Origin of the sequence: Streptomyces sp. NBC_01214 (assembly GCF_026340975.1) — a bacterium.
Classification (GTDB): Bacteria; Actinomycetota; Actinomycetes; order Streptomycetales; family Streptomycetaceae; genus Streptomyces.
Map to the genome: position 1 here is coordinate 1,221,394 of NZ_JAPEOS010000003.1, position 25,216 is coordinate 1,246,609.

27 protein-coding genes are annotated in these 25,216 nt (G+C 73.6%); 16 read left to right on the forward strand and 11 right to left on the reverse strand.

Annotated features, from left to right (window positions below; all coding sequences use genetic code 11):
- Nucleotides 1-3: 3 nt before the first annotated feature.
- Both OG594_RS41870 and OG594_RS41875 read left to right on the forward strand, forming a co-directional pair.
- The gene (locus tag OG594_RS41870; RefSeq protein ID WP_266607625.1) at nucleotides 4-1,743 is read left to right on the forward strand and encodes a serine/threonine-protein kinase; all 1,740 of its coding nucleotides are present in this window, start codon (nucleotides 4-6) and stop codon (nucleotides 1,741-1,743) included.
- Between the two features lie 53 nt (nucleotides 1,744-1,796).
- On the forward strand, nucleotides 1,797-2,702 hold the full coding sequence (locus OG594_RS41875) for a squalene/phytoene synthase family protein (protein WP_266607626.1): 906 nt from the start codon (nucleotides 1,797-1,799) through the stop codon (nucleotides 2,700-2,702).
- 25 nt (nucleotides 2,703-2,727) lie between these two features.
- Here OG594_RS41875 and OG594_RS41880 read toward each other — a convergent pair whose 3' ends face one another.
- Both OG594_RS41880 and OG594_RS41885 read right to left on the reverse strand, forming a co-directional pair.
- The gene (locus OG594_RS41880) at nucleotides 2,728-3,441 is read right to left on the reverse strand and encodes a LysM peptidoglycan-binding domain-containing protein (protein WP_266607627.1); all 714 of its coding nucleotides are present in this window, start codon (nucleotides 3,439-3,441) and stop codon (nucleotides 2,728-2,730) included.
- A 393-nt stretch (nucleotides 3,442-3,834) separates the two neighbouring features.
- Nucleotides 3,835-4,743, reverse strand: coding sequence for a dihydrodipicolinate synthase family protein (locus OG594_RS41885; RefSeq protein ID WP_266607628.1), 909 nt, complete (start codon nucleotides 4,741-4,743; stop codon nucleotides 3,835-3,837).
- Between the two features lie 71 nt (nucleotides 4,744-4,814).
- Here OG594_RS41885 and OG594_RS41890 point away from each other — a divergent pair, with 71 nt between their 5' ends.
- From OG594_RS41890 to OG594_RS41900, 3 genes are all read left to right on the forward strand, one after another.
- Nucleotides 4,815-5,765 (forward strand): LysR family transcriptional regulator, encoded by a 951-nt coding sequence (locus OG594_RS41890; protein WP_266607629.1) that lies wholly within the window; start codon nucleotides 4,815-4,817, stop codon nucleotides 5,763-5,765.
- Between the two features lie 73 nt (nucleotides 5,766-5,838).
- The gene (locus OG594_RS41895; RefSeq protein WP_266607630.1) at nucleotides 5,839-6,924 is read left to right on the forward strand and encodes an S-(hydroxymethyl)mycothiol dehydrogenase; all 1,086 of its coding nucleotides are present in this window, start codon (nucleotides 5,839-5,841) and stop codon (nucleotides 6,922-6,924) included.
- 142 nt (nucleotides 6,925-7,066) lie between these two features.
- Nucleotides 7,067-8,377: an alpha/beta fold hydrolase gene (locus OG594_RS41900; RefSeq protein WP_266607631.1), complete on the forward strand. Its 1,311-nt coding sequence runs from the start codon at nucleotides 7,067-7,069 to the stop codon at nucleotides 8,375-8,377.
- A gap of 17 nt (nucleotides 8,378-8,394) precedes the next feature.
- Here OG594_RS41900 and OG594_RS41905 read toward each other — a convergent pair whose 3' ends face one another.
- On the reverse strand, nucleotides 8,395-9,189 hold the full coding sequence (locus OG594_RS41905; RefSeq protein WP_266607632.1) for an MBL fold metallo-hydrolase: 795 nt from the start codon (nucleotides 9,187-9,189) through the stop codon (nucleotides 8,395-8,397).
- A gap of 18 nt (nucleotides 9,190-9,207) precedes the next feature.
- On the opposite strand from OG594_RS41905, the gene OG594_RS41910 reads away from it, so the two are divergent.
- Complete coding sequence (locus OG594_RS41910) at nucleotides 9,208-9,969, forward strand: PIG-L deacetylase family protein (RefSeq protein ID WP_266607633.1); 762 nt, start codon at nucleotides 9,208-9,210, stop codon at nucleotides 9,967-9,969.
- Between the two features lie 73 nt (nucleotides 9,970-10,042).
- On the forward strand, nucleotides 10,043-10,876 hold the full coding sequence (locus OG594_RS41915; protein ID WP_266607634.1) for an enoyl-CoA hydratase/isomerase family protein: 834 nt from the start codon (nucleotides 10,043-10,045) through the stop codon (nucleotides 10,874-10,876).
- Here the strand turns inward: OG594_RS41915 and OG594_RS41920 are convergent.
- The 3 genes from OG594_RS41920 to OG594_RS41930 all read right to left on the reverse strand — a co-directional run bounded on the left by OG594_RS41920 (nucleotide 10,863) and on the right by OG594_RS41930 (nucleotide 13,852).
- Nucleotides 10,863-11,663 (reverse strand): hypothetical protein, encoded by an 801-nt coding sequence (locus OG594_RS41920; RefSeq protein ID WP_266607635.1) that lies wholly within the window; start codon nucleotides 11,661-11,663, stop codon nucleotides 10,863-10,865. The two genes, OG594_RS41915 and OG594_RS41920, sit on opposite strands and share 14 nt — an antisense overlap.
- 36 nt (nucleotides 11,664-11,699) lie before the next feature.
- Nucleotides 11,700-12,605 carry an SDR family oxidoreductase gene (locus OG594_RS41925; protein ID WP_266607636.1) on the reverse strand — a complete coding sequence of 302 codons (906 nt, stop codon included), beginning with the start codon at nucleotides 12,603-12,605 and terminating at the stop codon, nucleotides 11,700-11,702.
- A gap of 95 nt (nucleotides 12,606-12,700) precedes the next feature.
- Nucleotides 12,701-13,852, reverse strand: coding sequence for a hypothetical protein (locus OG594_RS41930; RefSeq protein ID WP_266607637.1), 1,152 nt, complete (start codon nucleotides 13,850-13,852; stop codon nucleotides 12,701-12,703).
- A gap of 213 nt (nucleotides 13,853-14,065) precedes the next feature.
- On the opposite strand from OG594_RS41930, the gene OG594_RS41935 reads away from it, so the two are divergent.
- From OG594_RS41935 to OG594_RS41945, 3 genes are read left to right on the forward strand one after another with little or no spacing between them, the layout of a single operon-like run.
- Complete coding sequence (locus OG594_RS41935; protein WP_266607638.1) at nucleotides 14,066-15,043, forward strand: NADPH:quinone oxidoreductase family protein; 978 nt, start codon at nucleotides 14,066-14,068, stop codon at nucleotides 15,041-15,043.
- Nucleotides 15,040-16,233: an acyl-CoA dehydrogenase family protein gene (locus OG594_RS41940; protein WP_266607639.1), complete on the forward strand. Its 1,194-nt coding sequence runs from the start codon at nucleotides 15,040-15,042 to the stop codon at nucleotides 16,231-16,233. The genes OG594_RS41935 and OG594_RS41940 overlap by 4 nt, the downstream gene beginning before the upstream one ends.
- Entirely contained in the window at nucleotides 16,230-17,345 is a 1,116-nt protein-coding gene (locus OG594_RS41945; protein ID WP_266607640.1) for an acyl-CoA dehydrogenase family protein, read from the forward strand. The genes OG594_RS41940 and OG594_RS41945 overlap by 4 nt, the downstream gene beginning before the upstream one ends.
- 221 nt (nucleotides 17,346-17,566) lie before the next feature.
- Here OG594_RS41945 and OG594_RS41950 read toward each other — a convergent pair whose 3' ends face one another.
- The gene (locus tag OG594_RS41950) at nucleotides 17,567-17,788 is read right to left on the reverse strand and encodes a helix-turn-helix transcriptional regulator (RefSeq protein ID WP_266607641.1); all 222 of its coding nucleotides are present in this window, start codon (nucleotides 17,786-17,788) and stop codon (nucleotides 17,567-17,569) included.
- Entirely contained in the window at nucleotides 17,788-18,273 is a 486-nt protein-coding gene (locus tag OG594_RS41955) for a DUF2975 domain-containing protein (RefSeq protein WP_266607642.1), read from the reverse strand. The genes OG594_RS41950 and OG594_RS41955 overlap by 1 nt, the downstream gene beginning before the upstream one ends.
- A 103-nt stretch (nucleotides 18,274-18,376) precedes the next feature.
- Here OG594_RS41955 and OG594_RS47235 point away from each other — a divergent pair, with 103 nt between their 5' ends.
- The 4 genes from OG594_RS47235 to OG594_RS41970 are packed head-to-tail and all read left to right on the forward strand — an operon-like array spanning nucleotide 18,377 to nucleotide 20,237.
- On the forward strand, nucleotides 18,377-18,610 hold the full coding sequence (locus tag OG594_RS47235) for a hypothetical protein (RefSeq protein WP_323185442.1): 234 nt from the start codon (nucleotides 18,377-18,379) through the stop codon (nucleotides 18,608-18,610).
- Entirely contained in the window at nucleotides 18,607-18,915 is a 309-nt protein-coding gene (locus OG594_RS47240) for a GNAT family N-acetyltransferase (protein WP_323185443.1), read from the forward strand. The genes OG594_RS47235 and OG594_RS47240 overlap by 4 nt, the downstream gene beginning before the upstream one ends.
- Nucleotides 18,916-18,974: 59 nt before the next feature.
- Nucleotides 18,975-19,343, forward strand: a complete 369-nt coding sequence (locus OG594_RS41965) for a tyrosinase family oxidase copper chaperone (RefSeq protein WP_266607643.1) — start codon at nucleotides 18,975-18,977, stop codon at nucleotides 19,341-19,343.
- Between the two features lie 30 nt (nucleotides 19,344-19,373).
- Complete coding sequence (locus OG594_RS41970) at nucleotides 19,374-20,237, forward strand: tyrosinase family protein (protein WP_266607644.1); 864 nt, start codon at nucleotides 19,374-19,376, stop codon at nucleotides 20,235-20,237.
- Nucleotides 20,238-20,359: 122 nt separating this feature from the next.
- Here the strand turns inward: OG594_RS41970 and OG594_RS41975 are convergent, their stop codons facing one another.
- Complete coding sequence (locus OG594_RS41975) at nucleotides 20,360-20,647, reverse strand: chaplin (RefSeq protein ID WP_266607645.1); 288 nt, start codon at nucleotides 20,645-20,647, stop codon at nucleotides 20,360-20,362.
- A 99-nt stretch (nucleotides 20,648-20,746) separates the two neighbouring features.
- Entirely contained in the window at nucleotides 20,747-21,070 is a 324-nt protein-coding gene (locus tag OG594_RS41980; RefSeq protein ID WP_266607646.1) for a hypothetical protein, read from the reverse strand.
- Between the two features lie 107 nt (nucleotides 21,071-21,177).
- Between OG594_RS41980 and OG594_RS41985 the strand changes: the two genes are divergently transcribed.
- Nucleotides 21,178-22,653, forward strand: a complete 1,476-nt coding sequence (locus OG594_RS41985; protein WP_266607647.1) for a carboxylesterase/lipase family protein — start codon at nucleotides 21,178-21,180, stop codon at nucleotides 22,651-22,653.
- Here the strand turns inward: OG594_RS41985 and OG594_RS41990 are convergent.
- On the reverse strand, nucleotides 22,631-23,890 hold the full coding sequence (locus tag OG594_RS41990; protein WP_323185444.1) for an alpha/beta hydrolase-fold protein: 1,260 nt from the start codon (nucleotides 23,888-23,890) through the stop codon (nucleotides 22,631-22,633). The genes OG594_RS41985 and OG594_RS41990 overlap by 23 nt on opposite strands.
- A gap of 266 nt (nucleotides 23,891-24,156) precedes the next feature.
- Here OG594_RS41990 and OG594_RS41995 point away from each other — a divergent pair, with 266 nt between their 5' ends.
- A complete protein-coding gene (locus OG594_RS41995) occupies nucleotides 24,157-25,185 on the forward strand; it encodes a hypothetical protein (protein WP_266607648.1) in 1,029 nt (342 codons plus the stop codon).
- The last annotated feature ends 31 nt before the right edge of the window (nucleotides 25,186-25,216 follow it).

A 25,216-nucleotide genomic window follows, 5' to 3' on the forward strand; every position in this document is an offset into this window, starting at 1 on the left:
CCCATGGATACGAGTGAGGCCGGCAGACAGCTGATCGACGGCCGTTTCGAGCTGGTCGCACCGCTAGGCAGCGGGGGCATGGGTACGGTGTGGCGCGCCCGCGACATCGCCCTCCACCGCGAGGTCGCCCTCAAGGAGGTGCGCCCGCCGGACCCTGCGACCGCCGCCGCCCAGCCGGGCCTCGCGGACCAGATGCGCGAACGCGCCGTCCGCGAGGCCCGCGCCCTCGCCCGTCTCGCCCACCCCCACGTGGTGACGATCCACCACATCGTCGAGCCCGCGGAGGGCACGGACGGGCACCCGTGGATCGTCATGGAGATGGTCCGGGGCGGGTCCCTGCACGACCGCCTGGAGTCCGGCCCCATGCCGCCCGCCGAGGTGGTGCGGCTCGGCCTCGACGTGCTGTCCGCGCTGCGCGCCGCCCACGCCGAGGGGGTCCTCCACCGTGACGTGAAGCCCGCCAACGTGCTGCTGCGTCCCGACGGGTCGGCCGTGCTGACCGACTTCGGCATCGCCGCGCTGCACGACTCCACCGGACTCACCGCGACCGGCGTGCTGATCGGCTCCCCGGAGTACATCGCGCCCGAACGGGTCCGCGGGGAGGAGGGGCTGGCCGCCTCCGACCTGTGGTCGCTCGGCATGCTCCTCTACGTGGCCGCCGAGGGGACCAACCCGCTGCGCCGGGCCACCAGCCTGGCGACGGTCGTCGCCGTGCTCGACGAGCCGATCCCGGCGCCCGTGCGCTCCGGCCCGCTGGCACCCGTACTGGAACGGCTGCTCGTACGGGACCCGGCCGCCCGGCCCGACGGGGCTCAGCTGGAACAACTGCTCCGGGCCGCGAGCGCCGCTTTCGGATCCGGCTACGGGGCGGGCGCCGGGCCGGTCGTCGCCGCACCGGGTGCCGCCGCGCCCGCCGTCTCCGTACCGGCGGTCTCCGCGCCGGCCGGACCGGGCGCACCGGCCGCGCCCGGCGTCCCGGGTCAGTACGGCCCGTACGGCGGCCCGTACGGCTCGCCCACCCCGCCGCCGTTCGGCCAGGGCGCCTCCCCCTACGCGGCCCCCACCACGCCCGTCGCGCTGACGCCCGCCCCGCGCAGGCGCACGGCCCTGATCGGCGCAGCGCTGACCGTGGTGCTGGCCGCCGCGGTGGTCGGGATCGTCCAGTTGATTCCCGACGGGAAGTCCGGGGACGACGGCGCGGCCGACTCCCGCGCCACCCGGCCCGCCGTCGCCACCTCGGGCGGTACCCCGGCTGCCACCCCCGCTGCGAAGGCGAGTACGTCCAAGGCCGCCGCGGCCCGCGGCAGCATGCTCACCCCGGAGAACATCCGGATCGCCCTGGACGCGCTCAAGGAGAAGACCGGCACCACCACCTTCGTGGACCTCAAGGTCTACGAGGGCTACGTCCTCGCCAAGGTCCCCACCGCTCCCGGCGCCGATACCGTCGACGCCTGGCAGTACCGCGACGGCGCCGCCAAGCGCACGGGCCCCGACGGCACGGTCGAGGAGGGCGAGCCGCTCATCGACATGGCCGCTGTGAACTGGGACGCGCTGCCCGGCCTGTTGGAGCAGACCAAGAAGGAGGTGGGCATCGAGAAGCCGACCTCGACCTATGTGATCGTCGAGCCCTGGATGATGGACCAGGTGCCCTGCATGCGGCCCTACCTCATCGACGAGTACGGCCGCGGCGGCTACGCGCTCGCCGGAGTCGACGGCAAGGTCAAGAAGGTCACCAAGTTCTGACATCGTCTACCCGTACGCACGTACGGACCGACGCGTTCAGGAGTACGACCACGATGCCCAGCTGGCGCACCACCCTCACGGGGGCCGGCATTTCCGGCCCCCGGCTGCGCGACGACTACACCCGCGCCGCGCGCCGGGTGCTCCGCCGCGAGCCAGCCCCCTACCTGGCGCTGCGGCTGCTCGCCGCGCCGCCGCTGGTGCCCGCTCTCGCCGCGGGTCTCGCGTTCATGAACCTGGTCGACGACGTCGCCGAGACCGGTACCCCGCAGCAGCGGGCCGCCGGTCTCGCCGCGTTGTCCGAACGGGTGGAGGCGGCCCTGGAGTCCGGGGACAGCCCCGATCCCCTCCTGCGGGCCTACGCGCACGCGGTGGACTCCCGGGGACTGCCCCCGCACTGGGTCTCCCGCTTCCTCGAGGGCGCCGCCACCGCCGAGGCCGGCTTCGACGGCTTCGCCGCGGAGGAGGACTTCCAGGCCTACCTCGACGCCTACGCGTGGCCCGGGGTGCTGGTCTTCACCGGACTGCAGTACCAGGGCGGTCCCGACCCGGAACAGGCCGCGGGCTGGCGGCGGTTCGTCGACGCCGCCCAGCGCGTGGACTTCCTCGCCGATCTCTGCGGGGACCTCGCGGACGGCCGGCTCTGCATCCCGCGCTCCCGGCTCGACGAGCACTCCGTGACCCGCGCCGACCTGGAACGGGCCCGCGACACCCCGGCCGTGCGCGCCCTCTTGGCCGCCGAGTGCGGGCGTGCCCGTACGGCGCTGGACGCCGCCCACGGCATCGGCGACCTCGCCGAACCCGGGTTGCGTCCCGTCATCGCGACCATGACGGGACTGATGGCGCACCAGCTGACCGCCGTGGAGCGGGCGGGGGCCGCGGCCCTGCGCCGGGACATCGGCTACGGCCCGGCGGCGCCCCTGCGGATCCTCGTCCGCGCCGCCCGGCGTCGCCCGGTGTGAACCGGCGCGGGGAGTTCCCCGGTTTCTAGTAGGCCCCGTTGACGTTGTCGATCGAGCCGTAGCGCGCGGCCGCGTAATTGCAGGCGGCGGTGATGTTGGCGACCGGGTCGTAGGAGTTCGTCGAGGTGCCGGGAACGTGGTAGGCGCGGAAGGTCGGATCGATGACCTGGAGCAGCCCCTTGGAGGGGATGCCGTTGCGGGCGTTGATGTCCCAGTTGTTGATCGCCAGCGGATTGCCCGAGGACTCCCGCATCACATTGCGGTGAATTCCGTTGTAGGAGCCGGGAATGCCGTGCTTGGCCATGACGGCGAGGGACTCGCGGATCCACCCGTCGAGATTGTTCGGGTAGGCGGTGGCGGGCTTGGCGGCGGCGGTCTTGACCGCGGGCGTGAGGGTGGTCCGGGCGGCGGACCTGCTCGCACGGTCGGCCTCCGCCTGGACGCCGAGCTTCAGTTTGATGCCGGGCCGGATGATCGACGGGTTGTCACCGACGACGCTCCGGTTCGCCGCGTAGAGCTGCTGCCAGCCACCGCTCACGGAGTGCTTCGCCGCGATCTCGGAAAGGGTGTCGCCCGCGACCACGGAGTACGTCGTGGGGGCGGCGGCCGTCTCCACCGCCCCGGCGGTGGTCGCACTGATCAGCGGGAGAGTGAGGGCCGCGCCGCCGGTGCCGGCAAGAGCGAGCTTGCGGGTGATCCGGTAGTGCTTCGGCCGACGGTGCTTACCCTTTGCAGGCATGGCGGAATTCCTCACGTGGGGGGACGGGAGATCCCGGGCGGCGGCCTTAATCGGCAGCTGACCACCAGGAACGAGGTGACCGTAGGCGAGCTCGCCGCGCGGGAACAAGACCCGAATTCCACTGATAGATCGACATCTCGCTATCGGTCGGGTAAATGACCTTGAAGGGGTATCGGCGCAATAGCCGATTCCCTTTCCGGGAAAAGGGAATCGGCTGTTTGCCGGAAATGATGTTGAGATGTCCGGTGTGGCTCACATCACGGGTTGTCGGCCGGATGGCCAATACGGTCAAGTCCACCCTCTAAGCGCCTGATTCGGGTGACTTGCCCTTAGGTGTCGAATCGCCCATCTGGGACTCTTTCGGGCACATTCCCGGCCGGTGTGCGCCCGGGGTCACGCCAGCCGCTCCAGGGCGGCCGTCACCGCCGTCACCGCCTCCCGGGAGGCCGGCAGCAGGGGCAGTCGGACGTCCGGGGTCGGGATCCGCCCCTGGGCGTGCAGGACGCCCTTGAGCACCACCGGATTGGGCTCGGCGAAGGTGGCCGTCGACATCCGGGCCAGCGCGTGCCCCAGCGGTCGCGCCCGGGCCACGTCGCCCGCCCGCCAGGCCGCGTCGAGCTCCGCGAACCGGTCCGTCGCCAGATGCGCCGAGGCCAGGATCCCGCCCACCGCACCCAGTGCCAGCAGCGGGGACAGGTACGCGTCGTCACCGGCCAGCACCTCGAACCCGGCAGGCAGGTCACCGAGCAGCGCCACGGCGTCCTCGCCGATGCCGCCGCCCGCGTACTTCACGCCGGCGACCCCCGGCAGCGCCCCGAGCGCCCGCAGCGCGGCCGCGTCCAGGGGCTGCCCGGTCCGGTACGGGATGTGATAGACGATCAGCGGTACCGGGCTCACCTCGGCCAGCCGCGCGAAGTGCGCCAGCACCCCGGCGGCCGAGGGGCGGACGAACGGCGGCACCGTCACCAGCGCCGCCCGCACCTCGGGCCACCGGGCCAGCCGGGCCAGCGAGGCCTCGGCGGCCCGGGTGCCGCCGGCCCCCGCACCGACGGCCAGCGGTGCGCCCCGCTCCCCGCAGACCCGGGCGCACACCCCGGTGACGAGGTCGCGCTCCGCCTCGTCGAGGCCGGCCGCCTCCGCGGTGGTGCCGAGCGCGACGATGCCGCGGGCGCCGGCGTCGAGCACCTCGTGGGCGAGCGCCTCCAGCGCCTCGGCCGCGACGTCCCCGGTGCGGGTGAAAGGAGTGATCAGCGGTACGTGGATCCCGTGCAACGGGAGGTCCTCTGCGATGTCCAGTGCCATGCCCCAGAGCCTTGCCGGTCAGAAGCATCAAATCCAGTTCGCTTTTCTTACCCAACCCGTAAGCTGAGCCGATGCTCGATGTACGACGCCTGCGCCTGCTGCGCGAACTCGCCCGCCGCGGCACCATCGCCGCCGTCGCCGAGGCCCTCAGCTTCAGCCCTTCGGCCGTCTCCCAGCAGCTCAGCGTCCTCGAACGGGAGGCCGGCCTGCCCCTGCTGGAGCGCACCGGCCGCGGGGTCCGCCTCACCCCGGCCGGCCAGAACCTGGTCGGCCACGCCGAGGCGGTCCTCGAACGGCTGGAACGGGCCGACGCCGACCTCGCCGAAGCGCGCGGGGGCCTGGCCGGAGCCCTGCGGATCGGCGCCTTCCCCACCGCCACCCGCGCCATCGTCCCGGCTGCGCTGACCGCCCTCGCCCGGCGCCACCCGGGGCTGGAGCCGATGGTCTCGGAGACGGACCCGGCGGCCGTGGCACACGCCCTGCGGGCCGGGGACCTGGACGTGGCCCTGGTGCACGCGTACGACTTCGTACCCGCCGAGCCCGAACCGGGACTGGCCACCGAACCGCTCTACGTCGAGGCGATGTACCTGGCCGAGCCCGCTGCCGGGGCCCCCGCCCCGCCCCGCGGACCCGCCGGGTCCGACGGACCCGACCAGGGCACGGTCCTGCGCACGCACGCCCGGGCGCCCTGGATCACCGCCACCCCCGGCACCCTCTGCCACGCCATGACCGTCCGGGCCTGCCAGGCCGCCGGCTTCACCCCGCGGGTCCGCCACCAGGTCGACGAGTTCGCCACCGTGCTCGCCCTCGTCGCGGCGGGCCAGGGGGTGGCCGTCGTACCGCAGCTCGGGGTCACGGGCCCGACCGATCCGGCCGTACGCCTCACCCGCCTGCTCATGGAGCGCCGCACCAACCTCGCCTTCCGGAGCGGAGCCGGGGCGCACCCGGCCGTGGCGGCCTTCGGCACGGCCCTTCGGGCCGCCGTACCACCGGATCTGGCCGGGTCGCGCGCCGGAACGTGACACAACTCCCGTACCGCGTGCCGTCCGTGTACGTTCGGTGATCCAGACGGATACGATCAGAGCGGGGTACGACGTGACACATCGCGTACGAGGGGTCATCGCCCGGAGCAAGGGCGCACCGGTGGAGACGACGACGATCCTCGTGCCCGACCCGGGACCCGGCGAGGCCCTCGTCCGGGTGCAGGCCTGCGGGGTCTGCCACACCGACCTGCACTACCGCCAGGGCGGCATCAACGACGAATTCCCCTTCCTGCTCGGCCACGAGGCCGCCGGAATCGTGGAGTCGGTCGGCCCGGACGTCACCTCCGTGGCCCCCGGCGACTTCGTGGTCCTCAACTGGCGTGCGGTGTGCGGCACCTGTCGGGCCTGCAAGCGCGGACGCCCCTGGTACTGCTTCGCCACGCACAACGCCACCCAGCCCATGACCCTGGAGGACGGCACCCCGCTCTCCCCGGCCCTCGGCATCGGCGCCTTCGCCGAGAAGACCCTGGTCGCGGCCGGCCAGTGCACCAAGGTGGACCCGGCCGCCGCCCCGGCCGCCGCCGGACTCCTCGGCTGCGGGGTGATGGCCGGCCTCGGCGCCGCCCTGAACACCGGCAACGTCGGGCGGGGCGACTCCGTCGCCGTCATCGGCTGCGGCGGAGTGGGCAACGCGGCCGTCGCCGGAGCCCGCCTCGCCGGCGCCTCGCGGATCATCGCGGTGGACCTCGACGACCGGAAGCTGGAGTGGGCCCGGGGCCTGGGCGCCACCCACACCGTCAACGGGCGCACGGAGGACGTGGTCAAGGCCGTCCAGGCCCTGACCGGCGGCAACGGCGCGGACGTGGTCATCGACGCCGTCGGCCGCCCCGAGACCTACCAGCAGGCCTTCTACGCGCGCGACCTGGCCGGGACGGTGGTCCTGGTGGGCGTACCGACCCCGGAGATGAAGCTCGAACTCCCGCTCCTGGACGTCTTCGGCCGCGGCGGCGCCCTGAAGTCCTCCTGGTACGGGGACTGCCTGCCCGAGCGCGACTTCCCGCTGCTCATCGACCTCTACCTGCAGGGCCGGCTCGACCTGGACGCCTTCGTCTCCGAGACCATCCCGCTCGACGGCATCGAGGACGCCTTCGCCCGGATGGAACGCGGCGAGGTCCTCCGCTCGGTCGTCGAGTTCTGACCCCCCGGCCGCCCCGTCACGCCCGGCCGGGCCGCCCGGCCAGGTCCGGTCCTGCCTAGACTCGCACCGCCACACCCCCGCGCCCCCGCCGCCACCCGGCCGGGGCGCGGTCCTTCATCTCCTCGTACCCCTGGGGGCGTCCGTGACCACCGCACACAGCTACCGCCAGCCCGGCACGGTCCTCACCGACCACCGGTTCTCCGTCCCCCTGGACCACGCGCGCCCGGACGGGGAGCGGATCGAGCTGTACGCCCGGGAGGTCGTGGCCGCCGGCAAGGACCCCGGGACGCTGCCGTGGCTGCTCTACCTGGAGGGCGGTCCCGGCTTCGGCGCCCGCCGCTTCATCGGCCGCCAGGCCTGGCTGCAGCGCGCGCTGACCGAGTACCGGGTGCTGCTCCTCGACCAGCGCGGGACCGGCCGCTCCACCCCGGTGAACCGGCAGACCCTGCCGCTGCGCGGCACCCCCGCGCAGCAGGCGGAGTACCTCGCCCACTTCCGCGCCGACTCCATCGTGCGCGACGCCGAGGCCATCCGCCCCGGCCTGACCGGCGGTGCTCCCTGGACCGTGCTCGGCCAGAGCTTCGGCGGCTTCTGCACGACCCACTACCTCTCCACCGCGCCCGAAGGCCTCACCGCAGCCCTGATCACGGGCGGCCTCCCCTCCCTGACCGCCACCGCCGACGAGGTGTACGAGGCCGCGTACCCCCGCATCGAGCGCAAGAACCATGCCCACTACGCCCGGTACCCGATGGACGTCGAGCGCGCCCGCCGGATCGCCGCCCACCTCGCGGAGCACCCGACCGAACTCCCCGGCGGCCACCGCCTCACCGTCGAGGGCTTCCAGTCCCTCGGCATCCTCCTCGGCGGGGGCGACGGCAGCCACCACCTCCACTACCTGCTCGAGGACGCCTTCGTAGCGACACCCGCGGGACCCGCCCTGTCCGACGCCTTCCTGGAGGGCGTCCGCGCCCAGCTCTCCTTCGCCGGGCACCCCCTCTACGCGCTGGTCCACGAGGCCATCTACGCCCAGGACCCCGCCGCGCCCACCGCCTGGGCGGCCGAACGGGTCCGCGCCGGTCACCCCCGCTTCGACGCCGACAAGACGCTGGTGGGCGACGAGCCGCTGCTCTTCACCGGCGAGACCATCCACCCCTGGCACTTCACCACCGACCCGTTCCTCGCCCCGCTGCGCGAGACCGCGGACCTGCTGGCCGCCCGCACCGGCTGGCAGCCGCTCTACGACCCGGCCCGCCTCGCCGCCAACGAGGTGCCGGTGGCCGCCGCCGTCTACCACGACGACATGTACGTGGACACCGCGCACTCGCTGGAGACGGCCCGCTCCGTCCGGGGCCTGCGGACCTGGGTGACGGACGAGTTCGAGCACGACGGCGTCCGTGCCAGCGGCCCCCGCGTCCTGGACCGCCTGCTGTCCCTGGTCCGCGACGAGGCCTGAGCCGGCCGAGGCCCGAGTCAGCCGGGTTCCACGAACGCGCGGGTCAGGTGCGCGGTGGCCAGCAGGGCGCCGCGCCGCCTGGCCCGCGCCAGCAGGTCCTCCCGGGAGGCCCGGGCGGTCTCCCGGTCGCGCTCGTGGGAGTACGGGACCGCTGGGTCGCCCAGCTGCACCGCGTGCACCAGTACGTCCCCGGTGACCACCACGTCCCGGGCCCCGGCGCCCCCCTGGTCCACCAGTACCGACTGGTGCCCCGGGGTGTGCCCGGGCGTCGGCAGCAAGGTGATGCCGGGGGCCAGCCGGTGGGTCCCGTCCACCTCGTGCAGCTGCCCGCTCGCCCGCAACGGCGCCACCGTCCAGTCCCACACCGGGTCCGCCCGGTCCAGCCCGGCCACCTCCGCGCGCTGCACCACGTACCGGGCCGCCGGGAAGAACGGCTGCCCGTCGGCCCCCGACGACCAGCCCGCGTGGTCCTCGTGAAGGTGGGTCAGGACCACCGCCTCCACATCGGCCGGAGCGATGCCGGCCGCCGCGAGGGCGTCCGGCAGCCGCCCCGGTACCGGCGCCCAGGCGGCGGCGGGGGACTGCGCCGGCCCGACCCCGGCGTCCACCAGCACCCAGCGGCCGCCGGGCCGGGCGATCGCGAAGCACCGGAAATCGAGCGCCCAGGTCCCGTCCGGCCCGGTCGCGCCCGGATCCAACCGCCCGGCCCGCTCCCACGCGGCCTCGCCGGCCCCGGGGAAGGCGGTACGCGCCGGCTCGAAGAAGATCCCCGTGGCGTCGAGCAGCGCCACCACCCGCCCGTGTCGGTCCATTCGCCTATTGTGCGAGACATGACCGAACAACCTGACCAGCAGCCCGCATTGCAGCCCATGCCCACCGACTGGACGCGCGCCCTCGCAGTCGTCGCGCACCCCGACGACCTGGAGTACGGGTGCGCCGCGGCCATCGCGCATTGGACGGACGGGGGCCGGGAGTTCGTCTACCTCCTGGCCACGCGCGGCGAGGCGGGCATCGACAGCATCGCCCCCGCCGACTGCGGTCCCCTGCGCGAGGCGGAGCAGCGGGCGAGCGCCGCGGTCGTCGGCGTGTCCGAGGTGGAGTTCCTGGACTACCACGACGGCGTCGTCGAGTACGGCCTCGACCTGCGCCGGGACATCGCCGCCGCCATCCGGCGGCACCGGCCCGAGCTGATCGTCACCCTCAACCACCGCGACACGTGGGGCGGCGCACAGGGCGGCGGCTACTGGAACACCCCCGACCACAAGGCCGTCGGGCGGGCCGTGCTGGACGCGGCCGGTGACGCCGGGAACCGCTGGATCTTCCCCGAGCTGATCGAGCAGGGCCTGGAGCCGTGGAACGGCGTGCGCTGGGTCGCGGTGGCCGGCTCCGCCACCCCGACGCACGCGGTCGACGCCGGCCCCGGGCTGGAGCGTTCGATCAAGTCCCTGCTGGAGCACAAGGCGTACATCGAGGTGCTCACCGACCAGGACCCCGAGGAGTACGTGCGCACCTTCCTCACCGGGAACGCCCAGCAGGCCGCGGCCCGGTTCGGCGGGCGTCCGGCCGTGGCGTTCGAGGTCTTCCCCCGCTGACCGGCCGCCCCTAGTCTGACGATCCGCCAGTTCGGCGGGTCGTCAGCCATCGGGGCCGGGGGTGCGGGACACGGTGATCGACACCATCTCCACGGAGATCGCGGAGGGCGAGGAGCGGATCAGGCTGGAGGTCGCGGACGGCCTCGCCGTCCTCACCCTGTGCCGCCCGGACAAGCTCAACGGCTGGAGCTGGGAGTCCACCCGCCAGCTCGGCCTGCTCGCCGACCGGATCCGCTTCGACGCGTCCGTACGGGCGGTGCTGCTGCGGGCCGAGGGCCGGGCCTTCTGCGCGGGCATCGACGTGACCGCCCCGGGCGGCGGCATCACGGGCTCCTCCCCGGCCGAGCGCACCCGCAACTACTACGAGGGCATCCGCTGGGTGCACGAGCGGTTCGCCGTCCTCGCCCGCCTCCCGCAGCCGGTGGTGGCCGCCGTCCAGGGCTACTGCCTCGGCTTCGGCTTCGAGCTGGCGCTGATGGCCGATGTCCGGGTGGCGGCCGAGGACGCCGTCTTCGCGCTCCCGGAAGCCGGGCTGGGCGTGGCGGTGGACGCGGGCGGCGACCTGCGCATCGCCCGCGAGGCGGGGGCGGGCTGGGCCAAGTACCTGGCCCTGACGGGCCGGCGGGTCGACGCCGCGACGGCGCAGCGGCTCCATCTCGTCCAGCTGGTCGTCCCCGGCGAGGAGCTGGAGGCCGCCTCCCGCGCCGTGGCGCGGGAGATCGCCGCCAACGCGCCGCTCGCCGTCCAGGGCATCAAGCGCGCGATCGACGGCTACGCCGATGCCGCCCTCCCCGCGGCCCTCGACCGGGCGGCGATGACCGCGGCCCTCACCCTCACCTCGGAGGACTGCCGGGAGGGTTACACCGCCAAGGCGGCCCGCCGGCCCCCGCGCTTCAGTGGAGGCTGAGCACCGGCCGGGTCGAGAACTCCTCGTACATGCCCTCGCCGTCCGGGCCGTACGTGAACTCGGCCGCGTACGGATTGCGGTTGGCGGTGGCCAGCGGCAGCCAGCCGAGCAGATCGCCGTACCCGCCGCAGACGGCCTCGCCGCCGTCACCGCCGTGCACCGCGGTCGGGTCCGCGCTCAGCTCCGTGCCGTAGCTGTCGTAGGCGATGTGCAGTCCGAAGGCGTTCGGCTCGTGGCGCACGCGGCCGTTCCCGTACGACGGCTCGTCCAGGGGGCACGCGTTCCCCCATCGGAACAGGGTGTCCGCCCCGGCTCCGCAGGCGTGCTCCCACTCGTCGGCGCCGGGCATCCGCAGCCCGTGCGCCGCGAGCGCGGCCGGCATGTCGGCCGCCGACTCGGTCAGGGCCTCGTCCTCCACGGCCATGAACACGGTGGCCAGCGTCGCGGTGCGCGGCGGGCTGAGGACGTCGGCGAGATAGGACGTGAGGTCCTCGTGCCCGTACCCGTACCCCTCCTCCACGCTCGCCGCGTAGTCGGCGGCCTGCGCGGGCGTCGGCTCCCAGGCGTCCAGGTCGAACCCCAGCCGCACCGTCCCGCCGGGTACGAGGGCGAACTCCCGTCCCTCGCGCTCGATGCGCACGCGGTGCAGCGTCCCGCCCAGGTGTCCGACGGCGTCGAGCAGCACCACCCGGCCGCCCACCTGCGCGGCGGCCTCGTGGGCGAGGCGTCCGGCGGCGGCCGGGTCGAGCGAACGCCAGCGGTCAAGGGTCAGATCTGCGAGCGACATGGTCCGATCCTCGCACCGCCCACTGACAACCGGTGTTCAGGGGGAGGGGGTGAAGGGGCCGCGGCCCAACTGCGTGCGGACCGGGACCACCTCGGGGCTGACCACCGACCGGCGCTGCCAGTTCGCGCCGTCCACCACCAGCGTGTGCCCGGTGATGAACCGGGCGTACGGCGAGGCCAGGAAGGTGGCCGCCCAGCCCAGTTCGCGCGGGGCGCCGACCCGCAGGGCCGGCTGCCGGGCGTCCCTCGAGCCCGGCGCGGCGCGCTCCAGGCCGCCCCGGATGTCCTCGGTCATGTCGGCGTGCGGGACGAGCCCGGGGACGAGCCCGTTGATCTGGATGCCGTACGGGCCCCACTCGACGGCGAGCGTCTCCACCAAGCTCTTCACCCCGGCCTTGGCCGCGGCGCTGTGGGCGAAGCCCGGCCCGCCCGTCCAGGCGTACGAGGCGCCGATGTTCACGATCGAGCCGCCGGTGCCCGCGGCGAGGTGGCGGCGGCCGAACTCGCGGGTCATCAGCCAAGTGCCCGTCAGCGTGATGTCGACGACCGCCCGCCAGGCGTTCGGCGAGAGGTCCTCCGCGGGGGAGGGGAAGTTCGCGGCGGCGTTGTTGACCAACACGTCCGGCAGGCCGAAGGCCGCCTGCGCGGCGTCGAAGACCTCGGCGACCCGCTCCGGGTCCCTGATGTCGCAGACGGCGGCCGTCACCCGGCCCGCGCCGGGAACGGCCGCCAACTCCTCGCGCGCCGCCTTGAGCTGCTCGGCGCGCCGGCTCGCGATCACCAGATCGGCGCCGAGCCGGGCGAACTCGGCGGCGATGGCCTTGCCCAGCCCGGTGCCGCCGCCGGTCACGAGGACCACCTGGCCCTCGAAGGTCGCGGAGGGCAGGGCGGCGGCGCCGAGCGCGGGTGGCGCGGGCAGCCCGCGCCGGTTCTCGTCCGTCATGGGGCATCGATAGCGCGCGGGCGCCGAGATGACCATCCCCCGGACAGGACCGGCTCGGGACCGGCTCGGGACCAGGGGTCCGGGACCCCCGGCGGTCAGCCCTTCGGGGCGTACGCCTGCTTGCTCGCGCAGGTCCAGACCACGGCCTTGCTGTCCCGCGTCTCCCGGTCGGTGATCACGCCGGCGACGCGGTCGTCGTCGGTGGCCGCGAAGGCCCGGCTCAGCGGCACGCCCGGGGTCCCGGCGGGGAAGGGCAGTACCAGCGGCTCCCCCTTGCCGGGCCAGTAGACGGCCTGGAAGGAGCTGGGCCAGCTCTCCTCGAAGTTGGTGGCCGTGCCGACGGCCACGTTCGTGGTCGGGCTGCTGCCGGAGAGCTCCAGGTCGTGGTAGCCCTTGGCCCGGCCCGGGTCGGTGGGCAGGGCGTCGTACGGCTTCTTCCAGACGGCCGGGGTCAGCTTCGGGTCGTTGCGGTAGTAGTAGTCCTCCAGGCCCACCACCCGGCCGCGGTCGTCGATGTCCCGGCCGACCGTCACGAACGAGGAGTGGTAGCCGTTCCACACCTGGAGGCTGTAGGGCGGGTAGCCGCCGCCGGCCGGCCAGACCACCGGGAAGGTCTTGGTGACCATGATGTCGTTCTCGGCGTCGAAGTAGGAGCCGGAGACCGTGCCGACGATGTCACCGCGCTTGTTGATGCCGTTCAGCGAGGTGACCTCGCTGCCGGCGATCGCGTCGGCCGGGACCGGCAGTTCGCGCACCACCTTCCCGTTCACCCACTCCTTGGCGACGCCCCCGTCGGCGAAGACGACCCGCCCCGACTCGTTGACGTCGACATCGGCGAATCGGCCCTCCTTGCCCGGCGCGGTGAGCGGCTCGGAGGTGGTGGAGCCCCGCTGGTGGGTGAAGGCGACCACGGCCTGGTCCGAGGTGCGGGTGGCCGTGCCCACCATCAGGCCCTTGGCGCTGACCGCCTTGACGCTGCCCCGGTCGAAGCCGGCGGGCAGCGGGACGGCGTGGACCGTGTGCTCGGCGCCGGTCCAGTAGACGGGAAGGCCGGCACTGTCGCCGACCACGATCCCGCCGGTGCCGAAGCCCACTGCCGTGGAACCGGTGGACCCCGCCAGCCCGGGGAGGATCTCGATCCCCGGGGTGCAGGAGGCGGTCGTGTCCGCCGCCGCGGCCGGGCCGGCCGCGGTGATCAGGCTCGCCAGAACGATGGCGGCTCCGGCCGCGGACATGCTTCTTCTCATGTGGTGGTCCCCCCTGGACAGGTGCTGTTCCCCGTTGAGTCATGACACGTGCACGCCACATGTTGCCTGATCTTGAGGCGGATGTGGCCTGAATGACGCGTGTTGATTCGTTCCGGAGGGTCTCCCCCCTGAACGGTGGTTCCCAGGGAGGCAAGCGACTGCTTAGTATGCCCGCGGAGCGTGTGGTTCCCCGACGGCGGCTGGAGGCCCCGGATGCAGGCATGGCGAGTACATACCCCCGGCGAACCCCGAGAGGCACTCCGCCTCGAAGAGATTCCCGAACCGGTACCCGGCGAGGGCGAGGTGCGTCTCCAGGTCCTCGCGGCGAACCTCAACTTCCCCGACGCGCTGCTCGTCCGCGGCCAGTACCAGATCCGCCCGCCGCTGCCCTTCACCCCCGGCGTCGAGATCTGCGGCCTCACCGACGACGGTCGCCGCGTCATCGCCACCGCGAGCCTGCCCCACGGCGGCTTCGCCGAGTACGTGATCGCGTCCGAGCGGGCCCTGCTCCCGGCCCCCGAGAGCCTGAACGACGCCGAGGCCGCGGCCCTGCACATCGGCTACCAGACCGGCTGGTTCGGTCTGCACCGCCGGGCGCGCCTCCAGCCGGGCGAAACCCTGCTCGTGCACGCCGCCGCCGGCGGGGTCGGCAGCGCCGCCGTCCAACTCGGCAAGGCCGCCGGTGCCACCGTCATCGGGGTCGTCGGGGGCAAGGCCAAGGTGCGCACCGCCGAGGAGCTCGGCTGCGACCTGGTGATCGACCGCACGACCGAGGACGTCGTCTCCCGGGTGAAGGAGTTCACCGGCGGGCGCGGCGCCGACGTGGTCTACGACCCCGTCGGCGGCGACTCGTACACCGCCTCCACCAAGTGCGTGGCCTTCGAGGGCCGGATCGTAGTCGTCGGCTTCGCGAGCGGAGACATCCCCGCCCCCGCCCTCAACCACGCCCTCGTCAAGAACTACTCGATCCTCGGCCTCCACTGGGGCCTCTACGCCACCAAGGACCCGGCCGCGATCCTCGCCTGCCACACCGAACTCACCCGCCTCGCCGCCGACGGCACCATCAAGCCCCTGATCAGCGAACTCGTCGCACTCCCCGGCCTCGCCGACGCCGTGCAGCGCCTCGCCGACGGGAGCACCACCGGCCGGGTCGTCCTGGCCATGCCCCGGCAGCCGGGTGCGTCCCGATGACCGCGACCACCGCCGACCACCTGCTCGCACGCGTCCACGACCTGCTCGCCGCGCACCCGCCCGCCCACACGGACCGCACCGCATTCCTGCGGGCCCGGTTCGACGCCGGACTCGCCTGGGTCCACTACCCCGAAGGCCTCGGCGGACTCGGCGCGCCCCGCTCCCTCCAGGCCGTCGTCGACGCCGAACTGGAAGTCGCCGGCGCACCCGACAACGACCCGCGCCGCATCGGCATCGGCCTCGGCATGGCCGCACCCACGATCCTCGCGTACGGCACCGAGGAGCAGAAGCAGCGCTTCCTGCGGCCCCTGTGGGTCGGCGAGGAGGTCTGGTGCCAGCTCTTCAGCGAGCCCGGCGCCGGATCCGACCTCGCCGCGCTCGGCACCCGCGCGGTCCGCGAGACGGGCTCCGGCGACTGGATCGTGGACGGCCAGAAGGTGTGGACCTCCAGCGCCCACACCGCTCGCTGGGCCATCCTGATCGCCCGCACCGACCCCGGGCTCCCCAAGCACCAGGGCATCACCTACTTCCTGTGCGACATGCACGCCCCGGGCGTCGAGGTCCGGCCGCTGCGCCAGATCACCGGCGAGGCCGAGTTCAACGAGGTCTTCCTCACCGGCGTCCGCATCCCCGACTCCCACCGCCTCGGCGCCGTCGGCGAGGGCTGGGCGGTCGCCCGCACCACCCTGATGAACGAGCGGGTCTCCATCGGCGGCATGCGCATCCCGCGCGAGGGCGGCATGATCGCCCCCGTCACCGCCGCCTGGCGCGACCGCCCCGAGCTGCGCACCCACGCCCTCCACCAGCGGCTGCTGGAACTGTGGGTCGAGGCCGAGGTCGCCCGCCTCACCGGGGAACGGCTGCGCCAGCAGCTCGTCGCCGGACAGCCCGGCCCCGAAGGATCGGGCATGAAGCTCACCTTCGCCCGGCTCAACCAGGAGATCAGCGCACTGGAGGTCGAACTCCTCGCGGAGGAGGGCCTCCTGTACGACGACTGGACCATGCGCCGGCCCGACGGCGTCGACTTCACCGGCCGCGAGGCCGGCTACCGCTACCTGCGCGCCAAGGGCAACAGCATCGAGGGCGGCACCAGCGAAATCCTCCTCAACATCGTCGCCGAACGCGTCCTCGGCCTGCCCCCCGAGCCGCGCGACGACAAGGACCTCGCCTGGAAGGACCTGAGCCGATGACCACCGCGGCGGCACCGACCGACCTGCTCTACTCCCAGGCCGAGGAGGAGCTGCGCTCCGCCGTACGCGCGCTCCTCACCGACCGCTGCGACGCGAAGGGCGTCCTCGACCGGGCCGAGACGGGCCGGCCGCACGACCCGGCGCTCTGGCACACCCTCGCCGCCCGGATCGGCGCGGCCGGACTCCTCGTCCCCGAGAAGCTCGGCGGACAGGGCGCGAGCCACCGCGAGGCGGCCGTGGTCCTGGAGGAGCTGGGCCGGGCCGTGGCGCCCGTCCCGTACCTGACGAGCTCCGTGCTCGCCACGGAGATCCTGCTCGGCTGCGACACCGCGGAATCCGCCCCGCTGCTGCGGGAGCTGGCCTCCGGCAGCACGGTGTGCGTCCCGGCCGTGCCGCTGACGCTCGCTCCGGGCGCGCCCCTCCCGGCCACCGTCCGGGACCTCGGCGGCGGGGTCCTGACCGGGACGGTCACCTCCGTGGCGGACGCGGTGGCCGCCGACGTCCTGCTGGTCCTGGCCGACACCGGGCTGTACGCCGTCCCGGCCGCCGCGGCCCGGCTGACCCCGAGGGTCCCGCTGGACCTCACCCGCCCGCTCGCCACCGTCAGCCTGGAGGCCGCGGCCGGCACCCGCCTCGCCGATGCCGGAACGGCCCGGGCGGCCGTCGCGGGAGCCCTGCTCTCCGGGGCCGGGCTGCTCGCCTCCGAGCAGCTCGGGCTCGCCGAGTGGTGCCTGACGGAGACGGTCGGCCACGTCCGGGGCCGCCACCAGTTCAACCGCCCCGTCGGTTCCTTCCAGGCCCTCAAGCACCGCCTCGCCCGGCTCTGGCTCGACGTGGCTTCCGCGCGCGCGGCGGCGAGGGCCGCGGCCGACGCCCTGGCCGCCGCGGCCCCCGACGCCCCGCTGACGGTCGCCGTGGCCCAGGCCTACTGCTCGGGCGTGGCCGTCCGCGCCGCCGAGGAGTGCGTACAGCTGCACGGCGGCATCGGCATGACCTGGGAACACCCGGCCCACCTCTACCTCAAGCGGGCCAAGGCCGACTCCCTGGCCCTCGGTACGGCGGGCCACCACCGCGGCCTGGTCGCGGACTTCGCGGAACTCCCGGCGCCGTAGGGCGTGTCGCCCCGGCCGGCCCGGCACCGGGCCGGCCGGGCAGCGGCCGAACGGCCGGTGCGGGGCGCGGTGCGGAGCAGGGCGCGGTGCGGAGCGGGGTGCGGGCACGGGCGCGGTGCGGGCACGGGGCGCGGTGCGGAGCGGCACGGGGTGCGGTGCGGTGCGGCACACGCGTGAAGGGTCCCCGTGCACCCCGTACGTCCCGTCCGCCCCGGGCCGCGTCATCCGTCGGCGACGTCCTCGGACTCCCAGCGCAGCAGGTCGCCCGGCTGGCATTCGAGCACCTCGCAGAGCGCGGCCAGCGTCGCGAAGCGCACCGCCTTGGCGCGGCCGTTCTTCAGTACCGCCAGGTTGGCGGGTGTGATCCCCACCCGGTCCGCGAGCTCGCCCACGGACATCTTCCGCCTGGCCAGCATCACGTCGATGTCGACGGCGATCGGCATCAGATCACCTCGTCCAGCTCGGCCTGCAGCTGTGCCGCTTCGACGTCGCGCGCGACGGCCTGGGTGAGCAGCATCCGCAGGACGAGCACGATGAGGGCGACCCCGAGGATGGCCACGCCGATCCCGGCCATGATGACGGTGACGCCCGGGTCCTCCCGCTGGCCCGGCGCATTGACGGCCGTGACCGCGAACCACAACAGGGCAGCCGCCACGATCGCGCCGATCACGCCGTCCACGTACCGGAAGGCGGCGTGGGAGAACACGGTTCCGCGCCGCACCATCGTCACCAACCGCCATACGCAGACCAGGGCGACCTGGGCGCACACCATGCCCAGGATCGTGATCAGGCGCATCGGGGTCAGGGGGAGCGTGCCGTCCTCCGGGTCGGTGGCCAACGCCCACACCATCAACACCTGTACCAACGTGGTGCCGACGAGCACCACCGCGAGAACGGCGCGCAGCGCACCCACCGTCATTTTTCCCATGACCCATCCCTCCATCGACTTACGATGGGAATCTATCGATTCTCGATAGATGAGGCAAGGGGTCCGGCGAAGGGCCGGATCGCATGATCCGTATGCTCGCCCCATGACGGCCACCATCACCGCCCTCTCCGCCACCGGTCTGCGCGCCCACCGCGACGAACTCGCCGCCCTGTTGCTGGCCGTGGTCGACGGCGGATCGTCCCTCGGCTCCTCGCCGGGCTCGACCAGCAGGGCGCCGCCGCCTGGTGGGACTCCCTGCTGCCCGCCGTCGAGGAGGGCTCCCTCGCGCTGTGGGTCTCCCGCACCGGCGACGACGGCCGGATCGACGGCACCGTGAGCTGGTACCGGGAGACCAAGGCGAACGGCCGCCACCGCGCCGAGCTGCGCAAGCTCATGGTCCACCCGGCCGCCCGCGGCCGGGGCACCGCCCGTACCCTGCTCGCCGAGGCCGAGTCGGCCGCCGCCCGGGCCGGAGTGGTGCTGCTGTTCCTGGACACCGAGACCGGCAGCGGAGCCGAGCGGGTCTACCGCCGTGCGGGCTGGACGGAGGCCGGCACCATCCCCGACTACGCCACCGACCCGGCGGGCCGGCTCCGCCCCACGACCCTCTTCTACAAGCAGCTCCGCGACACCCACGGGTGACCTCGTCCGCCGCGCGGCGTTAGACCCGTAGCCGCCGGCCACCGAGCGAGGGAGACCGTATGTCCGCAGCATCGCCCGCCGCACCACTGACCCGTCGCGCGCTTCTCCGTACGGCCTTCACCGCGGCCGTGCTCGCCGGTACGGCCGCGGCCCTGGCCCCCGTGCTGCGCGCCCGGCGTCCCCGGCAGACCCTCACCCCGGCGCCGCTCGCGGAGGAGGAGACCTACCGCGGGCGGCACATCGCCGTGGACGTCGCCGGGGTCCGGATCGACGGCCGCCCGCTGCACGTCATGCGCCGGGCCGACGGCACCTACCTCAGCGGGATCAACCACTTCCAGTCCTACTCCACGCCACTGGAACTGGCCCGGGCCGCCGTCGACGAACTGGGCACCGCCCAGCTCGCCCTCGCGGCCCCGCACCACGGCTGACAGATCCACGGGAACGGGAGGAACCCCGCATTGCACACCCGGCAGAACCAGAAGAACCTCACCGGCGCCCAGAAGAAGCGCTTCACGGCGGCGGTCCTGGAGCTCAAGCGCAGCGGCGCCTACGACGCCCTCGTGCGCACCCACGACAAGTACTTCGTGCCCGACCGCGACCGCAAGCTGCGCGTCGGGCACATGTCCCCGTCCTTCTTCCCGTGGCACCGGCGCTATCTGCTGGAGTTCGAACGGCAGTTGCAGGAGATCGACCCCGGCGTGAGCGTCCCGTACTGGGACTGGACCGCCGACACCAGCCCGGTCTCCTCCCTCTGGGCCGACGACTTCCTCGGCGGCACCGGCCGGGCGAGCGACCGCAAGGTGATGACCGGGCCGTTCGCCTACGACACGGGCAACTGGACGGTGACCGTGGGCATCACCGAGTCCGCGTTCCTCACCCGCAACCTCGGTCGGCCGCAGAATCCGATCACCCTGCCCACCGCGGCCGAACTCCAGTGGGCGATCGACGACCCGACCTACGACGTCTCGCCCTGGGACTCCACGGCCACCGCGGGCGGCTTCCGCAACAAGCTGGAGGGCTGGTCGGCACCCAGGAGCGAGCGCTGGCGCAACCACAACAAGGTCCACCAGTGGATCGGTGGCCACATGACCGGCGGGACGGCGCCCAACGACCCGGCGTTCTGGCTGCACCACGCCTTCGTCGACCTGATCTGGGACCGCTGGCAGGCCAAGCACCCCGGCTCCGGCTACCTGCCCGCCGCTCCGCTCGCCCTGGGCGACCTCCAACGCGGCCGGGTGATCGCCCTCGATGAGCCGATGCCGCCGTGGAACGTCACCCCGCGCGAGATGTCCGGCCACCAGGGCCTGTACCGCTACGAATGACGCGCGCGGCCCGGTGCGTACCCGCCGTGCGCGCGGAGGTGCGGACGTGCGGACACAGGGGAAGGGCCCCCGCCACCCGGCGGGGGCCCTTCCATCCATCAGGCGATCAGCCGATCAGTCGATCAGTGGCCGTAGTCGCCACCCTGGGTGTGGTGGTTGCCGCCGCCGCCGGAGGCGTTGACGCAGGTGTTGCCGAACGCCGGGTTCAGCAGGGCGATCACGTTCACGGTGTTGCCGCAGACGTTGACCGGGACGTGCACCGGAACCTGGAGCAGGTTGCCCGACAGGACACCGGGGGAGCCGACCGCCGCACCGTGCGCTCCGGCATCGGCGACAGCCAGACCCGCACCGGCGACCACGGCGCTACCGGTGACAGCGGTGATGGCGAATGCCTTCGCGATACGCGACATCAAGATCTCCTCGTGAGATGTGTGGGGCGCCACAGGATCTCTGTGGCATTTGACATGGCATACAACGCGGGGGAGGCCAAGGGGTCACGGCCCGTGCGCCTACCCGGTGACGGAAAACCGGACGGAGGCGAAGTACGGCCGCACCTGGCCGACCTCCCCGGGCCGCAGGACCCGCAGGGCCCGGCCGGAACACCGTGGACCCTCGAAGAGGGTCGCCGAGCTACCGGTCCCGTTGGTGACCGCCCGGGCGCCGCCGCCCTCCGCCTCGACGCAGCCCCTCGGCGCGGTGAGGCCGTGGACCCGGTCGTCCTGGCCGACGTACTGGAAGTCCGCCCCGGCGGCCAGGGCCGGGCCGGACACGAGCGCGGCGCCCGCGAGCAGCAGGGCGACGGGCACGGCATGGTGGATACGCAGGAATCGCATGCCCGTCCAACCGGGCCGGGCGTGGGCCCGGTCACGCCTTGTCACCCGTTGGACGGCTGTGCGACGGTGCGACGGTGTGACCGGCACCGTCATCGCAGGAGGACGAGATGAGCGCAGAGGGCGCCGCCGACGGCCACCGCCGGCCGCAGGTCAAGACGGCGGCCGGAGTCGTCGAGGGCCGGACCGGGCCCGGGGGGACCGCCGTCTTCAAAGGCGTCCCGTACGCCGCCCCGCCCGTCGGAGCCCTGCGCTTCGCGGCGCCCGCGCCCACGGCCGCCTGGGACGGCGTACGAGATGCCGGCGCCTACGGGCCGACCGCGCCCAAGGTGCCCTACCCGGACGCCTTCGCCGCCCTGCTCCCCGACCCGGTGATCCCCGGGGACGACTGCCTGAACGTGAACGTGTGGACTCCCGATCCGGCCCCCGGAGCCCGACTGCCCGTCATGGTCTGGATCCACGGCGGGGCCCACACCCGCGGCTCCGCGGCCGTCCCCGTGTACGACGGCTCCGCCTTCGCCCGCGACGGGGTCGTGCTCGTCTCCTTCAACTTCCGCCTCGGCGTCCTCGGTTACGGACTCTTCCCCGACGCCCCGGCCAACCGCGGCCTGCTGGACCAGATCGCCGCCCTCGCATGGGTCCGCGACAACATCGGGGCCTTCGGCGGGGACCCCGACCGGGTCACCGTCTTCGGCGAATCCGCCGGGGCCATCAGCATCGGCGCCCTCCTGGCCGCCCCGCGCGCGGTCGGCCTCTTCCACCGGGCGGTCCTGCAGAGCGGGGCCCCCGAGGCCCTGCCGCGCCCCCGGGTGCGCGCCATGGTCCGGCGGATGGCCTCGCTGCTGAAGGTGGAAGCCACCGCCGCGGCCTTCACCGCCGCCTCCCTGCCCGACCTGATGGCCGCCCAGGCGGCCGTCCTGCGCAGATCGGGTCCCCTCCTCGGCGGACCCGCCTTCGGTCTGGTCACCGACCCGGACACGATCCCGGCCGACCCCCTCGACATCCTGTGCGCCGCGGCCGCCTCCAGCGAGGTGCCGCTGCTCCTCGGCTGGACCCGTGACGAGTACCGGCTGTGGCTCGCCCCCACCGGCGGGATGCGGCTGCTGGACCGGCTGGGTCCGGTCGCCGTGGCGCTGGCCCGTGCCCGCTCCGGCAAGGACCGGGCGGCCGTGCGTGCGCTGCGCGCCGCGCTGCCCGCGGCGAGCGCTGCCGAGGTCGCCGGACAGCTGCTCACCGACCGGCTGCTGCGCGATCCGCTGCGCCGGCTCGCCGGGGCGCGGCGGGCGGCGCCGAGCTTCCTGTACGAGTTCGGCTGGCCCTCCGGCGTTCCGGGTCTGGGCTCCTGCCACGCCCTGGAGCTGGGCTTCGTGTTCGACACGCTCGCCGTGCCGGAGGCCGCCTGGCTGGCCGGTCCGGACACCCCGCAGGCGCTGGCGGACGAGATGCACGAGGCCTGGGTGCGGTTCGCGGTGACGGGCCGCCCGGGCTGGGCGGCCTGGAACGGCGACGGCCCGCCGAAGGTGTTCGGCGGGCCGTCGCTCGATGGTGCGGGGGCGTCGGTGGTTACTCGACCGGCCCTTCCATGACCTTGCTGATGTACTGGACCGGTCCCTCGCCCATGTTCGGCACATAGGTCTTGGCGTTGTGCTGGCCGCCCTTGATGACCTTCAACTCGGCATGGATGGGGCCCTTGTTGCCGTAGGTGGCGACGAACTTCTGCACGTCGGGCAGGGTCTTCTTGTTGTTCTCGCTGTCGCCGACCTGGAAGGCGAGGTAGACCTCCGGGCCCTTGGTGTCGATGAGCTGCTTCGCCAGCAGTTCCGGGTTGTTCTCGGCCTTCTCCTTGTCGTGGCCCTTCCACAGGGAGGAGTCCGGGACGACGTCCGGGCCGGAGGCGATCACGGCCTTGAACTTGTCCGGGTGCTTCAGCACGGCCTTCAGGCCTGCGAATCCACCGGTGGAGGAGCCCATGAAGGCCCAGCCGTCACGGGACTTGACGGTGCGGAAGTTCGCCTTCATCAGATCCGGGACGTCCTCGGTCAGCCAGGTGCCCATCTTGGGCTGGCCGGGGATGTCGGAGCCGTCCCAGTAGATGCCCTTGTCGTCCGGCGCGGGGTTGAGGACCGGCATCGCCAGGATGAACGGCTTGCTCTTGCCCTCCGCGTACCACTTGCTGATGCTGGTCTGGAGACCGAGGTCGGTGCCCATCCAGTAGTTGCTCGGGTAGCCGGCGCCGCCCGGCAGGGCGATCATGACCGGGAAGCCGCTCTTGGCGAACTTCGGGTCGTTGTACTCCTTGGGGGCCCAGACCCAGACCTTGCCCTTGAAACCGGACTTCTTGCCGTCCAGCGTGGTGACGGCCACGTGCGTGCCGTCGGGGAGGGTCATCGTGTTCTTGAACTCGGCGGCCGGCCCGGTCGGCATGAGCATCTTGGAGTTCGGCGGCGGAGCGTCGTTCTTCTTGCCGCCCGCGGGCGCCTGCCCGAAGGACACCGAGGAGCCCTTGTCGGTGAACGGGGGTATCTCGTAGTGGTTCAGCACGAGCGCGGCTATGCCGGCGAGCGCGAGCACGGAGGCGCCCGCTATCAGCCAGCGGCGTCCCCGCGACCGGCGGCGCGGCGGCTCGGGCTCCTCGTACTGCGGCTGCTGCCCGTACTGCTCCTGCGGTGCGTACTGCGCCTGCTGCCCGTACGGCTGCTGGGGGCGGCCGGGCGGCGGCTGCTGTCCGTACGGCTGGCCGTACTGGTCGCCGTGGGGCGGCTGCGGGATCTGCCCTTCCGGCCGGTACGGCTGGTACTGCTGCCCGTCGGGTGCGTACGACATGTGCGGTGGCTCTCCGGCTGGTGCTGCCCCAGAGGGGCGGGGTGGTCTGACTGCTGGGTCCTTCCGTTCGAAGGATGAACGAAAGCATGTCAGGGTTCCGTATTTTCCCTACTCTTGGGGTGCCCTGGGGGAGGCCATTGCCCGGCGCCCGTGCGCCGGTGGAGTTCACGGACCCGCCCCCGTCCGTGCCTGGCCCTCGTGCAGGTCGCTGGGTATGGTGCCCCCGCGCCGCCCCCCGGAACCCCACCCCGCCCCGGAGTCATCCCATGACGCTCCAGCGCCGGATCCTGATCCTGGTCACCGCCGTGGCCCTGCTCGCGGCCGTGGGCGTGCTCGCCGTCGTGCGGGCCTCCTCCCGCGCCGACGAGAAGGACCGCGCCCGACCGGGCGGCCCGCAGGTCGCCCCGGGTGCGGTCTCGCTGGCGCCGGGCGACGGCGGTCGGCGGATCGTCTTCCGCAACATGGCCTGGGGGCCGCACCGGGACGAGCTCGCCACCGTCGCGGCCGGCGCGCCACAGGGGGCCCGTACCGCGTCCGGGGTGAGCTGCCTGCGCTTCCACGCGGCCCGGGGCACCGGGATCTGCCTCCAGGCGGACCGCGGCGGGGTTCAGGAGGGCTACCGGGCCGTCGTCCTCGACGCCCGCCTGAAGGAGGTGTCCGCACACCCGCTGGGCGGTCTGCCCACCCGGGCCCGGGTCTCGCCGGGCGGGCACCTCGCCGCCTGGACCGTCTTCGTCGGCGGGGACTCGTACGCGGGTACGAACTTCTCGACGCGGACCTCGGTGCTCGACCTGCGCACCGGCACGCTCGACGCCTCGCTGGAGGACTTCACGATCCTGAAGGACGGCAAGCCGTACCGCAGCGCCGACGTCAACTTCTGGGGGGTCACCTTCGCCGCCGACGAGCGGACCTTCTACGCGACCCTCGCCACCGGCGGCCGGACCCACCTGGTCCGCGGGGACCTGGGCGAGCGCACCGTGACCACCCTGCGCGAGAACGTCGAGTGCCCGTCGTTGTCACCGGACGGGACCCGGGTGGTCTTCAAGAAGCGCGTGCCGGGCCTGCCGGCCGAGGCGCCGTGGCGGCTGTACGTCCTGGACCTGGCGTCCGGAGCCGAGACCCCGCTCGCCGAGGAGCGCAGCGCGGACGACCAGGTGGTGTGGACCGACGACCGGACCGTCGTCTACGCCTTGCCGGGGGACTTCGGCGCCGACCTGTACGCCGTACCGGCCGACGGGAGCGGCGCCCCCGCCCGGCTCCTGGACTCGGCCCTCGCCCCGGCCTTCCTCGGCTGAGGAGGCCGCGGCGAGGGCCGGGGCAGGAGCG